The 16,611-nt window shown below is 70.1% G+C and carries 13 protein-coding genes and 3 pseudogenes; 5 read left to right on the top strand and 11 right to left on the bottom strand.

The genetic code is table 11. The features are described 5' to 3' along the window. Nucleotides 1-37 precede the first annotated feature (37 nt). The 5 genes and pseudogenes from ACFCZ1_RS32850 to ACFCZ1_RS32830 all read right to left on the bottom strand — a co-directional run bounded on the left by ACFCZ1_RS32850 (nucleotide 38) and on the right by ACFCZ1_RS32830 (nucleotide 2,952). Nucleotides 38-538 (bottom strand): hypothetical protein, encoded by a 501-nt coding sequence (locus ACFCZ1_RS32850; RefSeq protein WP_376681949.1) that lies wholly within the window; start codon nucleotides 536-538, stop codon nucleotides 38-40. Between the two features lie 23 nt (nucleotides 539-561). Continuing rightward, complete coding sequence (locus ACFCZ1_RS32845; RefSeq protein WP_376681926.1) at nucleotides 562-1,152, bottom strand: Ku protein; 591 nt, start codon at nucleotides 1,150-1,152, stop codon at nucleotides 562-564. Then, nucleotides 1,064-1,270, bottom strand: a pseudogene (locus tag ACFCZ1_RS32840) (Ku protein); the annotation flags it as partial. The pseudogene ACFCZ1_RS32840 and the gene ACFCZ1_RS32845, both read right to left, overlap by 89 nt. A gap of 74 nt (nucleotides 1,271-1,344) precedes the next feature. Further along, entirely contained in the window at nucleotides 1,345-2,040 is a 696-nt protein-coding gene (locus ACFCZ1_RS32835) for a CBS domain-containing protein (protein ID WP_376681925.1), read from the bottom strand. A 570-nt stretch (nucleotides 2,041-2,610) separates the two neighbouring features. Next, a complete protein-coding gene (locus ACFCZ1_RS32830; RefSeq protein WP_376681924.1) occupies nucleotides 2,611-2,952 on the bottom strand; it encodes a DUF5713 family protein in 342 nt (113 codons plus the stop codon). A 218-nt stretch (nucleotides 2,953-3,170) separates the two neighbouring features. Between ACFCZ1_RS32830 and ACFCZ1_RS32825 the strand changes: the two are divergent. Beyond that, a pseudogene (locus ACFCZ1_RS32825) lies at nucleotides 3,171-4,171 on the top strand (IS630 family transposase). Nucleotides 4,172-4,176: 5 nt separating this feature from the next. Here the strand turns inward: ACFCZ1_RS32825 and ACFCZ1_RS32820 are convergent. The 3 genes from ACFCZ1_RS32820 to ACFCZ1_RS32810 form a co-directional block, all read right to left on the bottom strand. Beyond that, a complete protein-coding gene (locus tag ACFCZ1_RS32820; RefSeq protein WP_376681923.1) occupies nucleotides 4,177-4,614 on the bottom strand; it encodes an Rrf2 family transcriptional regulator in 438 nt (145 codons plus the stop codon). A 126-nt stretch (nucleotides 4,615-4,740) separates the two neighbouring features. Next, nucleotides 4,741-5,328 (bottom strand): hypothetical protein, encoded by a 588-nt coding sequence (locus ACFCZ1_RS32815; RefSeq protein WP_376681922.1) that lies wholly within the window; start codon nucleotides 5,326-5,328, stop codon nucleotides 4,741-4,743. 288 nt (nucleotides 5,329-5,616) lie between these two features. After that, complete coding sequence (locus ACFCZ1_RS32810) at nucleotides 5,617-6,318, bottom strand: DUF998 domain-containing protein (RefSeq protein ID WP_376681921.1); 702 nt, start codon at nucleotides 6,316-6,318, stop codon at nucleotides 5,617-5,619. A gap of 150 nt (nucleotides 6,319-6,468) precedes the next feature. Between ACFCZ1_RS32810 and ACFCZ1_RS32805 the strand changes: the two genes are divergently transcribed. Together ACFCZ1_RS32805 and ACFCZ1_RS32800 are read left to right on the top strand one after the other, a co-directional pair. Further along, nucleotides 6,469-6,792: a YciI family protein gene (locus tag ACFCZ1_RS32805; RefSeq protein WP_376681947.1), complete on the top strand. Its 324-nt coding sequence runs from the start codon at nucleotides 6,469-6,471 to the stop codon at nucleotides 6,790-6,792. 80 nt (nucleotides 6,793-6,872) lie between these two features. Next, the gene (locus ACFCZ1_RS32800; protein ID WP_376681920.1) at nucleotides 6,873-8,831 is read left to right on the top strand and encodes a DUF6596 domain-containing protein; all 1,959 of its coding nucleotides are present in this window, start codon (nucleotides 6,873-6,875) and stop codon (nucleotides 8,829-8,831) included. A gap of 624 nt (nucleotides 8,832-9,455) precedes the next feature. Here the strand turns inward: ACFCZ1_RS32800 and ACFCZ1_RS32795 are convergent. Continuing rightward, entirely contained in the window at nucleotides 9,456-9,827 is a 372-nt protein-coding gene (locus ACFCZ1_RS32795; RefSeq protein WP_376681919.1) for a hypothetical protein, read from the bottom strand. A gap of 71 nt (nucleotides 9,828-9,898) precedes the next feature. Continuing rightward, a pseudogene (locus ACFCZ1_RS32790) lies at nucleotides 9,899-10,024 on the bottom strand (AAA family ATPase); the annotation flags it as partial. A gap of 9 nt (nucleotides 10,025-10,033) precedes the next feature. Here ACFCZ1_RS32790 and ACFCZ1_RS32785 point away from each other — a divergent pair. Together ACFCZ1_RS32785 and ACFCZ1_RS32780 are read left to right on the top strand one after the other, a co-directional pair. Continuing rightward, a complete protein-coding gene (locus ACFCZ1_RS32785) occupies nucleotides 10,034-10,282 on the top strand; it encodes a hypothetical protein (protein ID WP_376681918.1) in 249 nt (82 codons plus the stop codon). A gap of 654 nt (nucleotides 10,283-10,936) precedes the next feature. After that, a complete protein-coding gene (locus ACFCZ1_RS32780; RefSeq protein WP_376681946.1) occupies nucleotides 10,937-11,170 on the top strand; it encodes an ATP-binding protein in 234 nt (77 codons plus the stop codon). Between the two features lie 271 nt (nucleotides 11,171-11,441). Here the strand turns inward: ACFCZ1_RS32780 and ACFCZ1_RS32775 are convergent, their stop codons facing one another. Next, on the bottom strand, nucleotides 11,442-16,394 hold the full coding sequence (locus tag ACFCZ1_RS32775; RefSeq protein WP_376681917.1) for an FG-GAP-like repeat-containing protein: 4,953 nt from the start codon (nucleotides 16,392-16,394) through the stop codon (nucleotides 11,442-11,444). Between the last annotated feature and the right edge of the window lie 217 nt (nucleotides 16,395-16,611).

Below are 16,611 nucleotides of genomic sequence, written 5' to 3'. Positions count from 1 at the left end.
GGCAGGCCCCCGCACGCGGCCGTCCCGGGCCCCGGCTTCACCCGCCCGGCACTCGAAAACACGGATGTACGGGGACTGGAAGCCCCTGTCGGCACTCAGCCGGCCACTGCGGCCGGGCCCGCCCCGAACCGCTGATCTCCGCGACCAGCTCCGGGCGCACAAGGGTCACGTCCAGGACGTCCCGGCTGCCCCGTGCCGAGGTGGACCGCAGGCCCGTCCATGGGTGTCCGTGGTCGGCCGGAGGCAGATTCCCGCCGACCAGGCGCGTTGCTTCGGGGCTCAGCGGGACGGTACGGCCGATTGCATGGAGGTGGCTGTGGGTGTCGTGGCGGCCCAGGAGGAGGAGCCGGGGTCGGGTCATGGTGCCGGTGATGGCGCCGATGATCGCTTCGGTGGTGTCGCGGCGTCTGAGTTTGTACCAGCCTCTGTAGCCGGTCCGGTAGGGCTGGTTCATGGCTTTGACGACGCTGCCCTCGACGCCGGACACCTCGGTCCACGACTCCAGCCACTCCTCGGCCTTGACCAGGTCCGTTGTCATCGGGCACAGCGTCCAGGGGGCGGTCAGCCTGTGCGTGGCGAACAGGGCTTCCAGTCGGGCGCGGCCTTCTCCACCGTTTCGCCGGCCTGCTTCGCCTCTACGAGAGCGGCGACCTTCTCCTGGAAGGTGTCGTGGAACTCCTCGGGGTCCCACCGGATGGTCGGGGCGTCGATGAGCTGCTCGGCCATCTTCAGCTCCTTGTCGGAGGCCTTCGTTTTGCCGGGCAGGTTGTCGATCTCCTTCTTCGGGTCCCTGATCTCGTCCGCCCAGTGCAGGGTGTGGAGGGTGAGGACGCCGTTCTCTGCTTTCACCGCCACCAGGTACTCGTGCTGGCGCATCACGAACATGGCGATCCCAGCCTTGCCCGCTCTGGCCAGGGCCTGTTCCAGGAGGCCGTAGACCCTGGCGTTCTCGGCGCCCCGCGGTCCCAGGTAGTACGTCGTGTCGAAGAAGATCGGGTATCGGGTCCACCTCGTCCAGGTTGACGAACCCGGCGATGTCCAGCGACCGGGAGCGGCCCGGCGCGATCTCGTCGAGCTCCTTCGGCTCGACCAGGACGTACTCGTCGCCGGTGTCGTAGCCCTTGACGATGTCGTCCAGCTCGACCTCGTCACGAGTCCGCTCGTTCACCCGCCGATTGCGGATCCGGTCCGAGGTGCCGCGCTGAAGCTGATGGCCGTGTAGAGGCCGACCGGCAGGCTGACCAGCCCAAACGACAGATTCCCGGCCCACACCGGACGAGCCACGACCATCACCGCCTTGCGTTGCCCCCGTACTTACAGCTCAAGGCCTCGGACACGTGTGACTTAGCGCTCCACTTGGCCAGCGTTTCCTTGGTTGGCGCGAGGTGACCCCGGCCCAGCCGTCCCGGCGGCGGCAAGGTGGGCGTCCACGGCAACGACACCGTCGACGCCCTGGCAGAGGCCCACGACCACCAGGACGAGACGCGGTTCCGGGACGTTACCCCACAGGGTGACGACCCCGTCCCGGACCTCGATCGCGACGGTGCCCTCGTCCAGGCCGAGGATGCGCCCCAGGACGTCCTGCTCGACTTCGCCGCGGATCTCGGCGTCGGAGCGGATGAAGGCGTCGAGCAGGTCGCTGCGGCTGACGATGCCGGTCAGGAGCCCGTCGTCGCCGACCACCGGCAGCTGCTTGACGTGCCGACTGCGGAGTTCCCGAGCGGCCCGGGGGATCGTCCAGTCGGCGTGGGCGGTGAAGACGGGGCTGCTCATGAGCGCGCCCGCGGTTCGGGCCCGGGCCTTGCCCCAGACGCCCGCGTCGTTCCCGTCCTGCCCCTGCGGATCGGGCATGCCGGTCTCGTGCCGCAGAACGTCGGACGCGGACACGACGCCGACAAGGGAGCCGTCGTCATCGACGACCGGGGCCGCGACGATGTCGTTCGCGTCCAGCAGGCCGACGACGTCCTGGACCGGTGTGCTGGGGTGGAGGGTGACGACATCCCCGGTCATCACGTCACCGACCGTGCGACGGTGCAGCATGGCATCGGCCTCCTCTGGTTTTGCGACGGGGCGGCTGCGGCAGGACCGCCCGGGCGGACGACGTGCGGCGCGCCGGCCTCCGCGGCCCTGCCGGCTCGTCAACGCGTCTTCCCTCCCATGACACCACCCCGCCTCTCCGGCGACCAGTGAACTTGGACCTGGCGAGAAGGGCCGGCGTCCCCACGGCCAGAGTGCCGCCGCGTGTGTGGCAGGTGCTGGCACCTCGACGCCCTGTCCGCGTCCGTCTGGGGTTGAGCGTTGTAGTTGGCCGAGCCGGCCAAGTTGGGTGCTCAGTCACAGTGATCGCATCCCTACTGTGACCGGACAGGTCAGTTTGCGAGTTCATCGGCGGGATCGGCAGGCCACAGCGTTTCTGGGCGGCGTTGTCTGCGAGTCGCTGGCCGTCGAAACTCGCGAGGCGGGCGCGCCTGACACGCCCTGCCGAAAGCAACGCCCCGGTTTGCGCGGGTCCGGCCTTCGTACGCTGCCCTGGCTCGCGCTACGAGGCGACCGTCCTGGTCGCAGCCCTTGACGAATGGCTTTGACCGGAGGCGGCTTTCCCGTCCTCGGTCACCAGTCCCGGCCGGCGGTCAGCTCCTCCGCATCCGCGCCGGTGAACCCGTACGCCGACGCGACGAAACAAAACTCGTCACAGATCCACTCACGCGCAACCGTCTCGATCCCGCTCGCGGCCGCCACGAACTCCCTGTCCAGCAGGTTGAACTCCTCCGTCGCAGCCTGAGTGAGCTCATACAAGGTCGCCAGATCCGACGGCCGCTCGGCCTCAATTCGTTCGCACAGCCGCAGCAGGACCGCCTTCCCCTGGTCGACTACGCGATCAGGGAAGTACGAGTCGTCGTTCATCTGCCGCAGGAATGCACGTCCCGTTACCTGCTGGTTTGTGATCGACATGGTGCTTTCCTACCTCCACGAAGAGCTGATGCGCCGATCATGCACAGCACCACCGACAACGACGCCCCTATGTATGCCAGACCGCACGCGACCAGGACTTTTTCACAACAGGCCCTATTTGATCCGAAACGGTTCGGGTTCTGGGGCGTTGCAGTGGTGTGAGCGATCTGGTGGGGGACGCGCGGCATCTGTCGCCGTCGGCACAGGAAGCGTTACGGCTGCGGGCGGTGGCCGCGCTGGTGGAGGGCCGGGACCGCGAGGAGGTTGCGGCGGTGTTCAGGGTCTCGTTGAAGGCGGTGGACGGCTGGTGGGCGAAGTGGCTGACCGGCGGCCGTGACGCTCTGACCGCCCGGCCGCGGGGCAAACGCGTGGGTGAGCATCAGGTGCTGACCGAGGCCGAGCAGGAAGCCCTGCGCCAGGCGGTACTCGATCACCGCCCCTGCGAACTGGGTCTTTCAGGGCAGTTGTGGACGCGTGGTCAGGTCGGCGCTCTGATCGCGAAGCTGTACCGGGTCCGGCTGACCGAGCCGGGAGTGGGCAAGTACCTGAAGCGGTGGGGCTGTCCTTCCAGCGCCCTGACAAGCGGGCCGTGGAACAGGACCCGGAGGCGGTGCGGGCCTGGCTGGAGGAGACCTGGCCGGCGATCCGGGCGAAGGCGAAGGCCGAGGGCGGCGTGGTGCTCTTCGCAGACCAGGTCGGCATCCGCTCCGACCAGGTCACCGGCCGGACCTGGGGCGAGAGGGGACGCACCCCGATCGTGCGCCGCACGGGCAACCGGTTCTCGGTGAATGCGATGTCCGCGATCAGCACCAAGGGCCGCATGCACTTCATGGTCTTCACCGAGACCTTCGACCCGACCGTGATGTGCCGCTTCCTGGAACGGCTTGTGGGTCACTTCGAGCACAAGATCCACCTCGTGGTGGACGGGCACTCCGCGCACCGCTCGAAGACGGTCCGCACCTGGCTCGCCGGCCACACCGCGGACATCGAGTTGCACTTCCTGCCGCCGCACTCGCCCGAGCTCAACCCGGACGAGCTGGTCAACACCGACCTCAAGCACAACCTGCCCAGAGGCCACCGGGCCCGCAACCAGGCCGAACTCGCCACGGAGACCCGACGTTTCTTCCGCCGACGGCAACGCCAACCCCACATCGTCCGCGACTACTTCCACGGCCCCCACGTCCGCTACACCATCGAAGAGAACCCCTTGAGTTTCTGATCAAGCTAGTTCACCAGCGTCTCGCGAAGCACATCGGCGATCGACGTGTCCGCCAGCTTCCGCCGCATGGCCTGCTCGACCCGGCCGTAGACCCCGCTCAGGGCGGGCCGGATGCCTCGGCCGACCGGACACTCCAGATTGGGCTCGGTGTGATGCAGGCCGAACGGTGGCTGCGCATCGACGGCGTCATACACCTCAAGCAGGGTGATCTCCTCGGGCTCACGGGCCAGACTCCAACCTGCACCGGCGCCGCGGCGGGCCTCCACCAGACCGGCTCGCCGTAGGTCGCCGAGGCTGCGCCGGATGATCACCGGGTTGGTGTTGACGCTGGCCGCGACCTGCTCCGAAGTGAGAACCTCCTGGCCACGGCGCTGCGCCAACGCCAGCCAGGTCATCGCGTGCGCGCAGTAGGCCCGCGCGGCGCCGAGGTTCTGCTCGAACACGGCGTCGGCGGTCTCCCAGACGATCCCCAGCCCCTACAGCTCGGCTGCCCGTTCGCCGGTCATGGTCCCGGGCCGGTAGGCCTGTCGCTGGTCCGGGAGCCACCTGCCGAACCGCCCCCGCCGAGCTCAGCGGCCGGGTGTGCGGGCGCGCAGACGGTTCGAGACCAGGATGAGTTCCTCTGGCACGACATTCCTTCCCAGGACGAACCGGCCGAGCAGGCCCTGTGGCCCGGTGACGACCACGACGTGCCCCTCCAGGGCCAGCTGCAGTTCCCTCCACGGGTGGCTCCACTGCGGCAGGTAGCCGAACTCCCACAGTTGGAGCCGTCGCGTGGTCGTCGTCAGGGAGTAGGACGTGTAGTCGTCTTCCTTGAAGGGTGCAGGCGCTTGAGCGCCCTCGGGGACGAGCTTCACCCGGTACTGGCTCAGTTCCATTTCGCCCGTGTCGAGCGTGTCCCTGCGGACCTCGGCCTTGACCCTGTCCCGGCGCCCGATCACCGCTCCGCCGAAGGCTCCCAAGAGGCCCACGGCGAGGGAGAACGTCAGGTTGAGCCACCAGGGCCAGTGCTCCGTACCGTCAATGGCGATCGGTACGACGCCGGCCGCGCCGCCGATCCCGCCCCAGACCGTGGCGCGCCGCACACGTCTGCGGCGTGCCACGTCCGCCTCGCCCGCCGCTGCTTCCTCGACCGTCCCGTCCATGGACTCCCCCAACACCTGATGGCACAGCAGTTACTGCTCGTCAGAACACTACGTGCCGCACGGCGTCCGCCCGGCCCGGACGGGGGCCGGCATCCTTGGGATGAGGTGGAGACCGCCGGGAGCCGATACCGGCACGGGGCACGACCGGCCGCTGCCGGCAGCGCTGACGGATCCAGGCCGATGCAGCTGTCCGCCGGGTCCTGCCGCCATGGCTCAACTACGCTGATCAGCTTGGAGGTTGTGCCGGGCCGACACGAGCGCCCCAAGAGGGGCGCCGTCTGGGGAGGGAGGGGCCGCGGCTCAGTGGCTGCGGCGGTACCGGTTCGCGATCACGGAGATCGTGAGCATCGCGGTGATGGCACCGACGGCCAGCGTCAGTGTGCCGGCCGTGCCGCCGCCCATCGCCCAGCCGTTGCCGATCAGGAGGGTGGTGCCGGCGACGCGGGAGGCGATGGCGTAGCCGCGGTTGCCGATGCGGCCGAAGTGACGGCCGAGGACGTAGCAGGCGGCGATCAGCGAGGTGAAGGTGACCGATCCTGCGGCGAAGTGGGCGTAGCTGTGCCAGGTGAGCGCGGCGGCCCCCGCGTCGGGGGCGCCTGTGGGGAAGCCGTCGACCGGGTCCATGACGAACAGTCCTGCGGCGATCATGCCGATGCCGCCGATCCGGACCAGCCGAGGGGCCCAGGTGCTGCCGAGGGTGCCGTGCAGGGCCCTGCGCAGCCCGGTCGCGCCGATGGCGAGCAGGACTCCGGCGATGAGGAAGTTGGTGATCTGGAGCCAGCCGAGCGAGCCGTTGCTCAGGGCGCTCAGCGGGTGGCGGGTGATGTCGAAGCCGTCGCGGCCGGCGGCCTGGGCCAGCGAGAGGGCCGCCCACAGCGGAGAAGCCACTACCGCGCAGGTGAGCAGGGAGCGGGTGGTGGCACGGGCGGGGGTTCCGGTTGCGGCGGCCGTCGCGGCGGTGGTGGCGGTCGCGGCGGCGGTGGTGGCGGTCCGGGTGCTCATGATGTTTGCCTCTCGGGTTCGAAGTGCGGTGCTTGTGTCAACGCGTCGATCAGGCGATGTGACAGGGAATGCACGCGTTCCCTGTCACATGCCTTTGTTCGTCGTGTTGGCAGAAGCGGTCGAAAACCGCATGACGAGATGAGGGAACCCATGCGCTATCTGATGACGACAAAGCCTTCCGACACCGCCCCCGACGAGAAGCTGTACGCCGAAATGAGCAGGTTCGTCGAGGAGTTGACGGCGGCCGGTGTGCTGTTGGCCACCGGTGGCCTGGAGCCGGGCGGCGTCCTCGTGCGGTCTGCCGGCGAGGAGATTACGGTGACCGACGGGCCGTTCACCGAGGCCAAGGAGGCCGTGGCCGGCTTCGCGCTCATCGAGGTCCGCTCGAAGGAGGAGGCGATCGAGCTGGCCCGCCGCTTCCGCCGGATCGTCGGTGACGGCGAGAGCGTGGTCCAGCAGGTCTTCGGTCCCTGAGCCTTCGGCGGGGCCCGAACCCTGAACGGCGACGTGCACCTGCCCCGGGCTTGCGGACGAGTCGGGCAGGTGCTGTCATCGTGCCTGTGCTGGATACCCGTCGCACGGTTGCTGCGGTCTGGAAGCTCGAGTCGGCCAAAATCATCGCAGCGCTCACGCGGATGGTGCACGACGTCGGCCTCGCCGAGGAACTGGCCCAGGACGCGCTCGTCGCCGCGCTCGAACAATGGCCGAGCACGGGCGTCCCGGACAACCCCGGCGCCTGGCTGACGACCACCGCCAAGCGGCGGGCCGTCGACCACATCCGGCGCTCCCAGCGGCTGACGCGCAAGCAGGAACAGCTCGCCCACGAGCTGGAACAGCAGCCGGACCCCGAAGCGGACGACGTCCTGCGGCTGATGCTCATCTCCTGCCACCCCGTTCTGGCGACCGAGGCTCGAGTCGCCCTGACGCTCCGGTTGCTCGGCGGTCTGACGGCCGAGGAGATCGCGAGGGCCTTCCTCGTCACCGGGACGGTGATCACCCAGCGCATCGCAGTGGCCAAGCGGACGCTGGTCGAGGAGCAGGTGCTGTTCGACCTGCCGGACGGCGCGGAACTGACCGAACGTCTCTCATCCGTGCTGGAGGTCATCTACCTGGTCTTCAACGAGGGCTACTCGGCGACCTCCGGCGATGATCTGATGCGGCCCGGGCTCTGTCTCGAAGCGTTGCGCCTGGGCCGGCTACTGGCCGAGCTGGCACCTCAGGAAGCCGAGGTGCACGCGCTGGTCGCGCTGATGGAGATCCAGGCCTCCCGCTCGGCCGCGCGTACCGGCCCGTCGGGCGAGCCGGTCCAGCTGCACGAGCAGAACCGGGGACGCTGGGACCAGTTGCTCATCCGGCGCGGCTTCACCGCGATGCTGCGGGCACGGGAAGCCGGCGGCCCACCCGGACCGTATCTGCTGCAGGCCGCCATCGCCGTGTGCCATGCGCGGGCGCATACCGCAGAGGACACCGACTGGGCCCAGATCGCGGTCCTGTACGGGGCGTTGGCGCAGCTCGTGGCGACCCCGATCGTTCACCTCAACCGGGCGGTGGCGCTCGGGATGGCGTACGGGCCAGAGGAAGGCCTCGCCCTGGCCGATGCGCTGACCACCGATCCCACCTTGCGCGACTACCATCTCCTGCCCAGCGTCAGGGGCGATCTACTGGCCCGCCTGGGCCGGCACCAGGAAGCGCGGCTGGAGTTCTGCCGGGCGGCATCCCTCACCAGGAACGCCGCCGAGCGTGCTTTTCTGTACCGACGGGCGGAAGCGATCGAGGTCGCCGGCCCGCCCGGACCCACACTCGGGCGGGCCGCCCACGACTTCCTGAGCCGCGACGATTTGGACGCGGCTACGATCCACTCCTACGGACAGACCCTGAGGCGCCTGTGCCTGGCCCTCGGCGACCACCTGCCGCTGGCCTCCCTGACGGCCGAGGAGGTGGCGCGGGTGTTCGCGACCGCGTGGGGCGCAACCGCGGCCGCGACGTGGAACCGGCACCGCTCGGCCGTCCGGTCCTTCAGCGCGTGGGCGTCCCTGGGCGACCTCGCGGCCGGCCTGGACCGTCGCGCCGAGACCCGCCCCCGGACGCCGGCGCTCAGCCCCGCACAGCTCGACGCGCTCTGGAGCCGCCCGGGCCTGCCGCTGCGTGAACGCACGCTGTGGCGGCTCCTGCACGAGTCGGCGGCCGGGGTGAAAGCCGTCCTGTCGTTGAACGTCGAGGACCTGGACCTGGAAGAGCGCAGGGCCTGCACGGGCGACACCTGGGTGACCTGGCGCTCCGGGACCGCTCGGCTCCTGCCTCTGTTGCTGGCCGGCCGGAGGCGGGGGCCGGTGTTCCTCTCCGACCGGCGTCCCGGCCCCGCCCGGACACCCGCGCAGGCCGATCTGTGCCCGGACACGGGCCGCCGCCGCCTGTCCTACGAGCGGGCCGAATACCTCTTCAAAGAGACCACCAAGCACCTGGACCCCGCAGCGGGCGGGTACACCCTGCGCCGACTCAGATCCCGCCCTTGATCCCCCGGCTGCAGGTGCGGGACTCGCGGCCGATACGGACGGGCCCGTGGACGATGCGCCTAAAGCCCGCGGCCAGGCTCGATGTCCGAGTCGGCCCGCCAGACGGCCCCCGCACCGGGGGCGCGCCGTGCAGGTGCAGGCAGGAGACCGAGGGCCCCGTGTCTGAGGGGCAGCACCGACAGCAGGGCTGGTCGATGTGTCCGGTAGTGGTCGGGCCTTTCAGGCGTGCTCGTGGACGCAGGGAGTGCCGAAGTCACGCGCGCAGACGCCCGGAAATATCGCGCGCTCCCAATGACGCCCCCCGCCAGCTGGCGCCAGTTCGCGGACCGCTCAGAGGCGTGAGGCATACGCGAACGACCAGGGGCCGGCTGTCCAGCCTGGTCGCGGTGACGGCCCGCTCGAACCGGGCAGAAGTCCGATCAGGACCGGCGCAGTGGCTGCCGTCGACTGCCTGCTTCTAGCCCCGCTGGTACAGGTCAGTGGCGGTCAGCCGGAGCATCGGGGAGCCGCCCCGTTCGCGCATACGTCACCGTGACGGAACCGCGAACGGCAGTCTGGGGCTTCGTGCAGCTGTGGCGAACAAGAGGAGCGACCACTGTCATCGGGTAGCCGTGCTGAACGGTCTCAGGCCAGCGCTTCCATGCCCATGTGACCCATGACGACGATGGAGCTGAGCTCTCCGCTTTCTGTACGACCGAGCCAGGCTACGGAAAGTCCTTCGGTGGCGGAGAAGGTGACGAGGTCTGCGCCCCGGGCTTCATCACGGACCACCTCGAACTCGCCACCGCCCACGCTCTCGGTGTCACGGGACACGAGGGTGCCCGGTGCTGCTGTCCTACGCTGCTCCCAGAACTTGCGGAATGGCGCTGTCAGCGCGGGCCAGGCTGTCGCGTCGGCGAAGCTACCCGTGGAGGTATCCGTGTTGAATCCGAACTCGTCGCCCCGACGGAATCGTTCGATGTCGTCGCCTGTCGCGAGGCCCCCACTCTCGGGCATCGCCTCCCGGCCACCGTCGGACCGGCATGTAGGACACCCGGCCCCAGTCCAGAAACAGGCAGCAGCAGAGGTCATCCAGCCTTGACTGACTCCTCGGCTCGAGCTCGGGTGCTGGCGAGACGGTAGGAGTCGGTTCCGGTCTCGATGATCGTTCCGTTGAAGGTGAGGCGGTCGATGATGGCTGCGGAAAGGCGGGGGCGCTGGTGATGACCATCACCGACGTGGTCCGTCGCGCCACCCAGAAGCGCCTTACGGGCAAGGAGGAGGAACTCAGCGAGGACGCCGGGAAGATGGCTCCGGGCTGGTCGGCGGACCAGCTGCGCGGCGTCCTCGGGGACGACGTCCTGGCCGAGCTGATGGCGGGGGCGGACTGGCCGGTGATGGCCCGACAGCTCGTCGGCTCCAGCAGGCCGGTGTCGGCCTCGGGGTGTTTCTGCCGCAGATGGGCCGCATGATGGAGTTCACCAGGCCGTCGCCGCGAACATCGCGTCGCGGACGAGGGCGGAGGACACCGACCGGTGGGCCGACCCCCCTCAAGGCCACGATGCCAGGCGGCCTGGTGCGCGACGCGATCCTCGCGTCCCCGGCCTGGCCGGACATTACGGCCGCGATGGCCCGCCTCGATGCGAGGGGCATCGACGTCGCCCGGATCCTCCTCGACGCGCACGCCGCCGGAGCGGGCGTCGACCAGGCCGTCGCCGCCGTCACCACCGCGGCCGCCACCCTCACTCGCGCCCCGGCGCCCTCGGCCCTGGCTGCCCCCGCCCCGGCGCCCGCTTCGGGTCCGGCTCTGGCGTCTGCGTCCGCCCCGGCTGCGGCCCGGGTTCCCGGTCCCGCACCGGCTCGGGGTGCTGCTCCCGCACCCGCTGCGGCTCCTGCCCCGTCGGCGCGGAGGGCTGGGGCGGCCGACCCGTGGGCTCCTGCGGCGAGCGCGGATGCGAGGCGTTCGTGGGGACCGCTGACCGAGGGCCTGGATGTCCCGAACGACCTGGTGCTCGCCGACCGGGAGCGGGCTCTGCGGCAGCTTGGCGTGTCTCCGGCCGCGAACGGGGGCATCGGCTGGATGGTGAGGGACGTCGCCAGGAAGAAGGTAACGGGGGGGGACCGACCTGCGGCGGTGGTGGTCAGACGGGTTGGGGGTGGCCGAAGAGGAGGTCGTAGCCGGGCGGGAGCTGGAACAGGACCTCGCGGGTGAGGACGTCTCCCGCGGCGACGGCCACAGCACAGGAAGCACCGGCCTCGGCCTTGCCATCGTCCATGCAGTCATCACCGCCCACGGCGGAACCGCAACCGTCACCAGCAGCCCCGGACAAACCATCTTCCGCCTCACACTTCCCATCTGAACATGCAGGCCGGGCCGGCCTGGCGGGTGGCCGTGTTCCGAAGGCGGACACCGTGCGGGTGAACCGCTGGACCGTCTTCGACTGCGGTATGGCGTCATTCTGCGCGGCGGTCCTGAACGGCGAAGCCGACCCGTGCAGCGAGCGGATCGACGCGGACGACCGGCACGTGTGCGTGAAAAGGGGCCCCGTACCGCCGTGTGGCGGCGGTACGGGGCCCCCGGTGCGGTCGGCGCCCGTGGGGGCGCCGCCGGTCACCGCAGTGCGGCTGCGGTCACCAGGTGCCGGGCAGGGTCTGCCAGCTCAGGAAGCCGTTCTCGAAGCCACCGTCGGGGCGGCTCTTGAAGGTGAAGGTGCCCGAGGCGCCACTCGCGTAGTTGTACAGCGAGGAGATGTCGTCCCGGCCGTCACCGTCGGAATCGCCCGAGAGCGGCACGCCGGCGCTCGTGCCGTACCAGGTGCCCTCCGGGGTTTCCCAGCTGCGGACCGCGTCCCCGATCGTGCCGTCGGGCTTGGCGAGCAGCGTCGACAGCGAGGCCTGGCCGTCCCCGTGGTCGTACATCAGGGCGGCGTCGGCGCGGCCGTCGCCGTTGTAGTCGCCGACCGTGAACTTGGTCTTCGCGTACTCCCAGGGGCCGCCGGCGGGCTGGGTCCACGACTTGACCGGGGCGGCGACGCCGCCGTTCGGCTGGGCGAGGAAGGTGAAGACCGCGACACCGCCGGCCGTGTAGCCGTACAGGGCGACGAAGTCGTCGCGCTTGTCGCCGTTCACGTCGCCGACCCGCCACGTGGCGTGGTCGATCCACCAGTTGCCCGCGGGCGTCCGCCAGCTCGCGGCGGCCGGGTTGAAGAACCCGTCACCCTTCGAGGTCCAGGTGTGGGCACCCGCTTCGCCGTTGCCGTAGTCGTAGACCATGGCGACGTCCGCCTTGCCGTCGCCGTTGAGGTCGCCGGCCAGCGGCTTGGCCCTGGCCCACTCGAAGCTCCCCGCGGCGGCCGTCAGTCCCTTGACCGGGGTGAAGGTGCCGGTGGCGTTGGACAGGAAGCTCCACAGGGCGTTGGAGCCGTCGGCGTAGCCGTACAGCGCGACGACGTCGGCGCGGCCGTCGCCGTTGACGTCACCGGCAACCCATTTGGCGCGCTGGTAGGAGAAACCGCCCTTCGTGCTGGTCCAGCGCACGGTGGGTGCCTCGTAGCCGCCGTCGGGCAGCGCGTTGAACACCCACAGGGCGGTGGTGTTGTCGCCGTAGTCGTAGACGGTGGCGATGTCGCTGCGGCCGTCGCCGTTGAAGTCGCCGGACAGGTCCGTGCGCAGGTGCGCCGTGCGGTCGGCGGGCTGGTGCTCGGCGGTCGCCCCGGTGGTGGTGTTGGCCCGGATGTAGCCCTTCTCGAAGTCCTCGCGCACGCCGCCCGCGACCTCGTACTCGCCGGATGTCGGGTAGCCCAGGGTGCTCTTCTCCGCGCCGAGGGCGATCCACCGCCTGCGGATGGAGCCGTGGATCGGCCAGGAGCCGTTGGCCTTCGACCAGTAGATCGAGGCCGTCGCCTCGGTGTCGGAACGCTTGCGGAAGTGGTTGAAGCGGGCGACGGAGCCGTCGCCGACGTTGGTCTCGTCGGTGACCGGGTAGCCCAGGGGGCTGGCCGGGCCGCCGAGGGAGACGTACTTGTTGTAGACCGAGCCGTGGACGGACCAGGCGCCGGTGTCGGTGGAGTAGAAGATGCCGCCCTTGCCGCCAGAGGCGGAGGAGAAGGTGGAGAACCGGCCGCCGTCGAAGGTCGGGCTCTCGTCGGAGGTCGGGTAGCCGAGGATGCCCTTCTCGCCGCCCATTGCGAGCCACTTGGCGCGGATCGCGCCCCACACCACCCAGGCTCCGCTGCTCGGGTGCCAGTAGATGGAGCCGTTGTCGCTGGTCTGGCCCGCGCTGCGGAGGCTGACGTAGCGGCCCACGCCGTCGGCCGGGACGAGCACGTCCGTGGTCGGGTAGCCGAGCGACGTACCGCCCTTGGCCAGGTACTTGGCCAGGATCGGACCGCACAGGGTGTGCGTGCCGGTCGCGGCGGAGGTGAACGTCTGGCACTGCGACCAGGAGGTGCCGCCGAGCACGAGCTGCCGGCCGGCGCCGAAGGCCGAACCGCCCGCCAGGGTCTGGCCCGGGAACTCGGTGATGCGGCCGTTGCCGTCGCGCGACCACAGGTCGGCGAAGCCGTTGGCCTCGAAGTCGCCGTTGCTGGACAGGTGCGCGTAGGCGGCGCCGGTGAAGCCGCTGCCGATGGAGGTCGTTCGGACCGCCGGGTCGGCGAAGACCGACAGGTCGGCCGCGGTGGCCGCACCCGGCTCGGTGGTGACGCGGCTGGTGTACTGGTGGATCTTGCCGGTGACCGTGTCGCGGGCCCAGATCTCGGGCAGCCGGTCGCCGTTGAGGTCGCCCGGCGCCATGACGGTCATGTTCTTCCAGTCGGCGTTGCCGAGCAGGATGGGCTCGCCGAAGGCGTCGAGGAAGCCGACGGCGGAGCCGCGGTACAGCCACAGCTGGTCACCGGTCTTCACCAGCAGGTCCGGCTGGTCGGCGTCGTCCACCTTGCCGTCGCCGTTGTCGTCGTCGACGCTGCCGATCGCGACGGCCTGGTCCGCGTCGGCCCAGTGGTCGTCCGCGTCGGGGTTGCCCACCTGGAGCTCGATGCGGTTGGCGTCCGCGCTCTCCAGGTCGCCGTCGCCCTTGCCCGGGTAGACGTAGAGGTTCTTGCGGGAGTTGTCGGGGCTGGGCTGCAGGGCGACGAGGTCCTCGTAGTAGTCCTCGTTCCAGCTGCCGCGGTGCGTCAGCGAGGCGGCGTCCGCGAAGGAGCCCTGTTCGAGCTGGCGGGACAGGTCGAAGGTGCCGTCCCCCTTGCCGGGGTGCATCCACAGCAGGCCGGAGCCCGGGTCGACGCTCCAGATGTCCACGGTGCCGTCGCCGTTGAGGTCGCCGTGCTTGTCACGGGTGGCCAGGCGCTTGGCGTAGAACAGGTACTCCTTGAGGTTCGACCGGTTGCCGGACGCGTCGAGGCTGTGCACGAACAGGCGCTGCGGACCGGCCGTGGTCGGCGTGTACTTGATGTCCACCGAGCCGCCGACGATGGTCGGGGGGATCTTGTTCACCTTCGGGTTGGAGTCGGTCCACCACTCGAAGGCGGTGACGTCCTTGACCCCGTTGGCGCTCAGGGTGAAGGTTCCCTCGGAGCGGGCGAAGCCGGTCTTCTCCGGGTCGTCCTCACCCTCCGGGAACTGCTTCGAGGTCACCAGCGGTGTACGGTCCGGGCGGGTCCGGTCGATGGTGAAGTGGCACTGGCCGGCCCAGGGGCCGGCCGGGCCGACGTGGTCGAGGGTGCGCACGTCCCACCGGTAGGTGCCGTTCAGGTCCTTGGCCGGGATGCGCAGCTGCGCGACGTTGCCGTTGCTGGCCTTGATGGTGGCCTTGGTCGGGGTGGAGGCGCCGTCCTTCCAGTAGTGGAACTCGGCGGCGAGGGAGACGTCCTGCTTGTCCTTGTCCTTCACCCGGGCGCGCAGGACGATCTGGTCGGTGGTCCCGATGACCCCGCCCGCGCAGGGCACCGACGGGTCGGTGGAACGCTCCGTGATCTTGTCCGGAGTGGTGTTGAACGTGGTCGAGACACGGGCGCTGTTCGGGTCGAACTTCCGCCAGGAGACGTCGACGGTGTCCTTCGCGGCCTTCAGGCCGAACGTCCAGGTGCCCCAGTGCTTCTGCGCGGCCGTCGCGACCGCCGACTTCACGTTGAGCTCGATCACGTCGCCGTCGCCGGGGCAGTTGCGCCCGCCGTAGGACTGGCCGCTGGAGTCGACGAGCCGCTTCCAGTCCGGCTGGTTGTTCCAGGTGGTGGACTTGGAGATGGTGCCGGTTTCCCAGACCTGGATGTCACCGGACTTGCAGCTCCAGGAGCCCGCCGACTTCTGCTTGATGCGCAGGGTGGACTCGATGATCTGCTTGTCCCAGTAGTCCTTCATGCCGACCTGGAAGAAGGTCTTGGCGCAGATCACGGCGTTGCCGTTGGCGGCGTCCTTGGCGCAGCCGACTCGGGCGTCCTTGCTGAGCGTGCCGCCGTTCCAGTAGTTCGTGTTCGGCGAGGACGGGAACGCGTTGTGCTTGTACGCGATCGTCCACGCCTGCTTCCAGGCGTCCCAGGTCGGGTCGATCACGACCGGGTACGTGGTCCCGGGCGCCTTGAGCAGGTTCTGGTCCGGCGTCAGGGTGAGCGTGGTGCCGCTGAGCCGGACCCCTAGGTCGGCCTGCTTCGCACCGGTGGTGACGCCCTCGACCGGCGCCGGGAGCGCGTCGGCCGGGGCGGATCCGGCGGCGGCCGCGGGCCCAGCGGCGGCCGCGGGGACCGCTGGGGCCGCTGGGGCCGCGGCCGAGCGCAGGGACTTGGCGGCGGGCGCCGGTGACGCCGCTGCGTTGACCGCGGCCTCGGCCTTCTGTCCGCCCGCGTCCCACATCTGCGGCTTCGCCGAGCCGAACACGGTCTGTCCGGCCGGGTCCACGGCCCGCAGCTGCCCGTCGGCCTCGGCACGTACGGTCAGCCCCTTGGCCTTCAGGCCGAAAGAGAGGGAGGCGAGGGCCGGATTGGCGGCGGCCTCGCGGGTCTTGACGACGAGCGCGTGCGAGAAACTGTCGACCGTCGCGCTCACCCGCAGGTCCACCCCGGGCAGGACCTCGGGGTAGACCGCGCTGCTGCCGTCGAGGCGGGGCTCGGGCAGCGGCGCAGGCCAGCTCAGGGCGACGTCGCGGCCGTTTTCCGTCATCACGGCGAGCGGGGTGTCGCCGCCCCCTGAGAACGTCAGCCCTATCGCGGTGGCCTTCGGGGCGAGGCGCCCGTCTGCTCCTTTGTGCAGGGTCGTGTCGACGGGAATGAGCTTTCCGCCCTGGCGGACCCGCACGGGCACCAGCGCTCGCTCTGCCGTTTTCGTGCCGTTCGGATTGGCCCACACCTCGTCGGTCTCGGTGCGCAGGCCGACGATTTCGACCGGCTTTCCGGTCCGCTTCGCCTCGGCGGCCGCCTTCTCGGCCTCGTCGGCGGGCGCCGACCGCCCGGCGGCCGGGCCGGCGCCGGTCGCCGCGGCGGCCAGGGGCGCGGTCCCTATCAGGCTTGCGGTCAGGGCCAGGGCGGTGACCAGCACCGACGCCCGCAAGCGGGGCTGGCCGGTGGCGCGGAGCCGCGCCAGGGGTGGTCTCACGGAGGTTCCTCGTAGTCGATCCGGGCGCTCAGGAGGCCTTCCCGCGCACGGATGGCTTGATCAGTCCGGGCGAGCTTCTCATGACCTGGGACTCCCCCGAAATAAACGGAATAGGAAATTCCTATTCCGGCCGCTTTCTGTCCGACTTTGCCTCACCTTGACGCGTGATTTGCGGTGCTCAATTCCCGGCTGGGAGGCGGCAGGAAATGTGGCGCAG

The organism is Streptomyces sp. NPDC056224, from assembly GCF_042267665.1.
Lineage (GTDB): Bacteria > Actinomycetota > Actinomycetes > Streptomycetales > Streptomycetaceae > Streptomyces.
The sequence above is the reverse complement of the archived record's forward strand: the minus strand, read 5'-3'. Positions and strand labels throughout refer to the sequence as shown.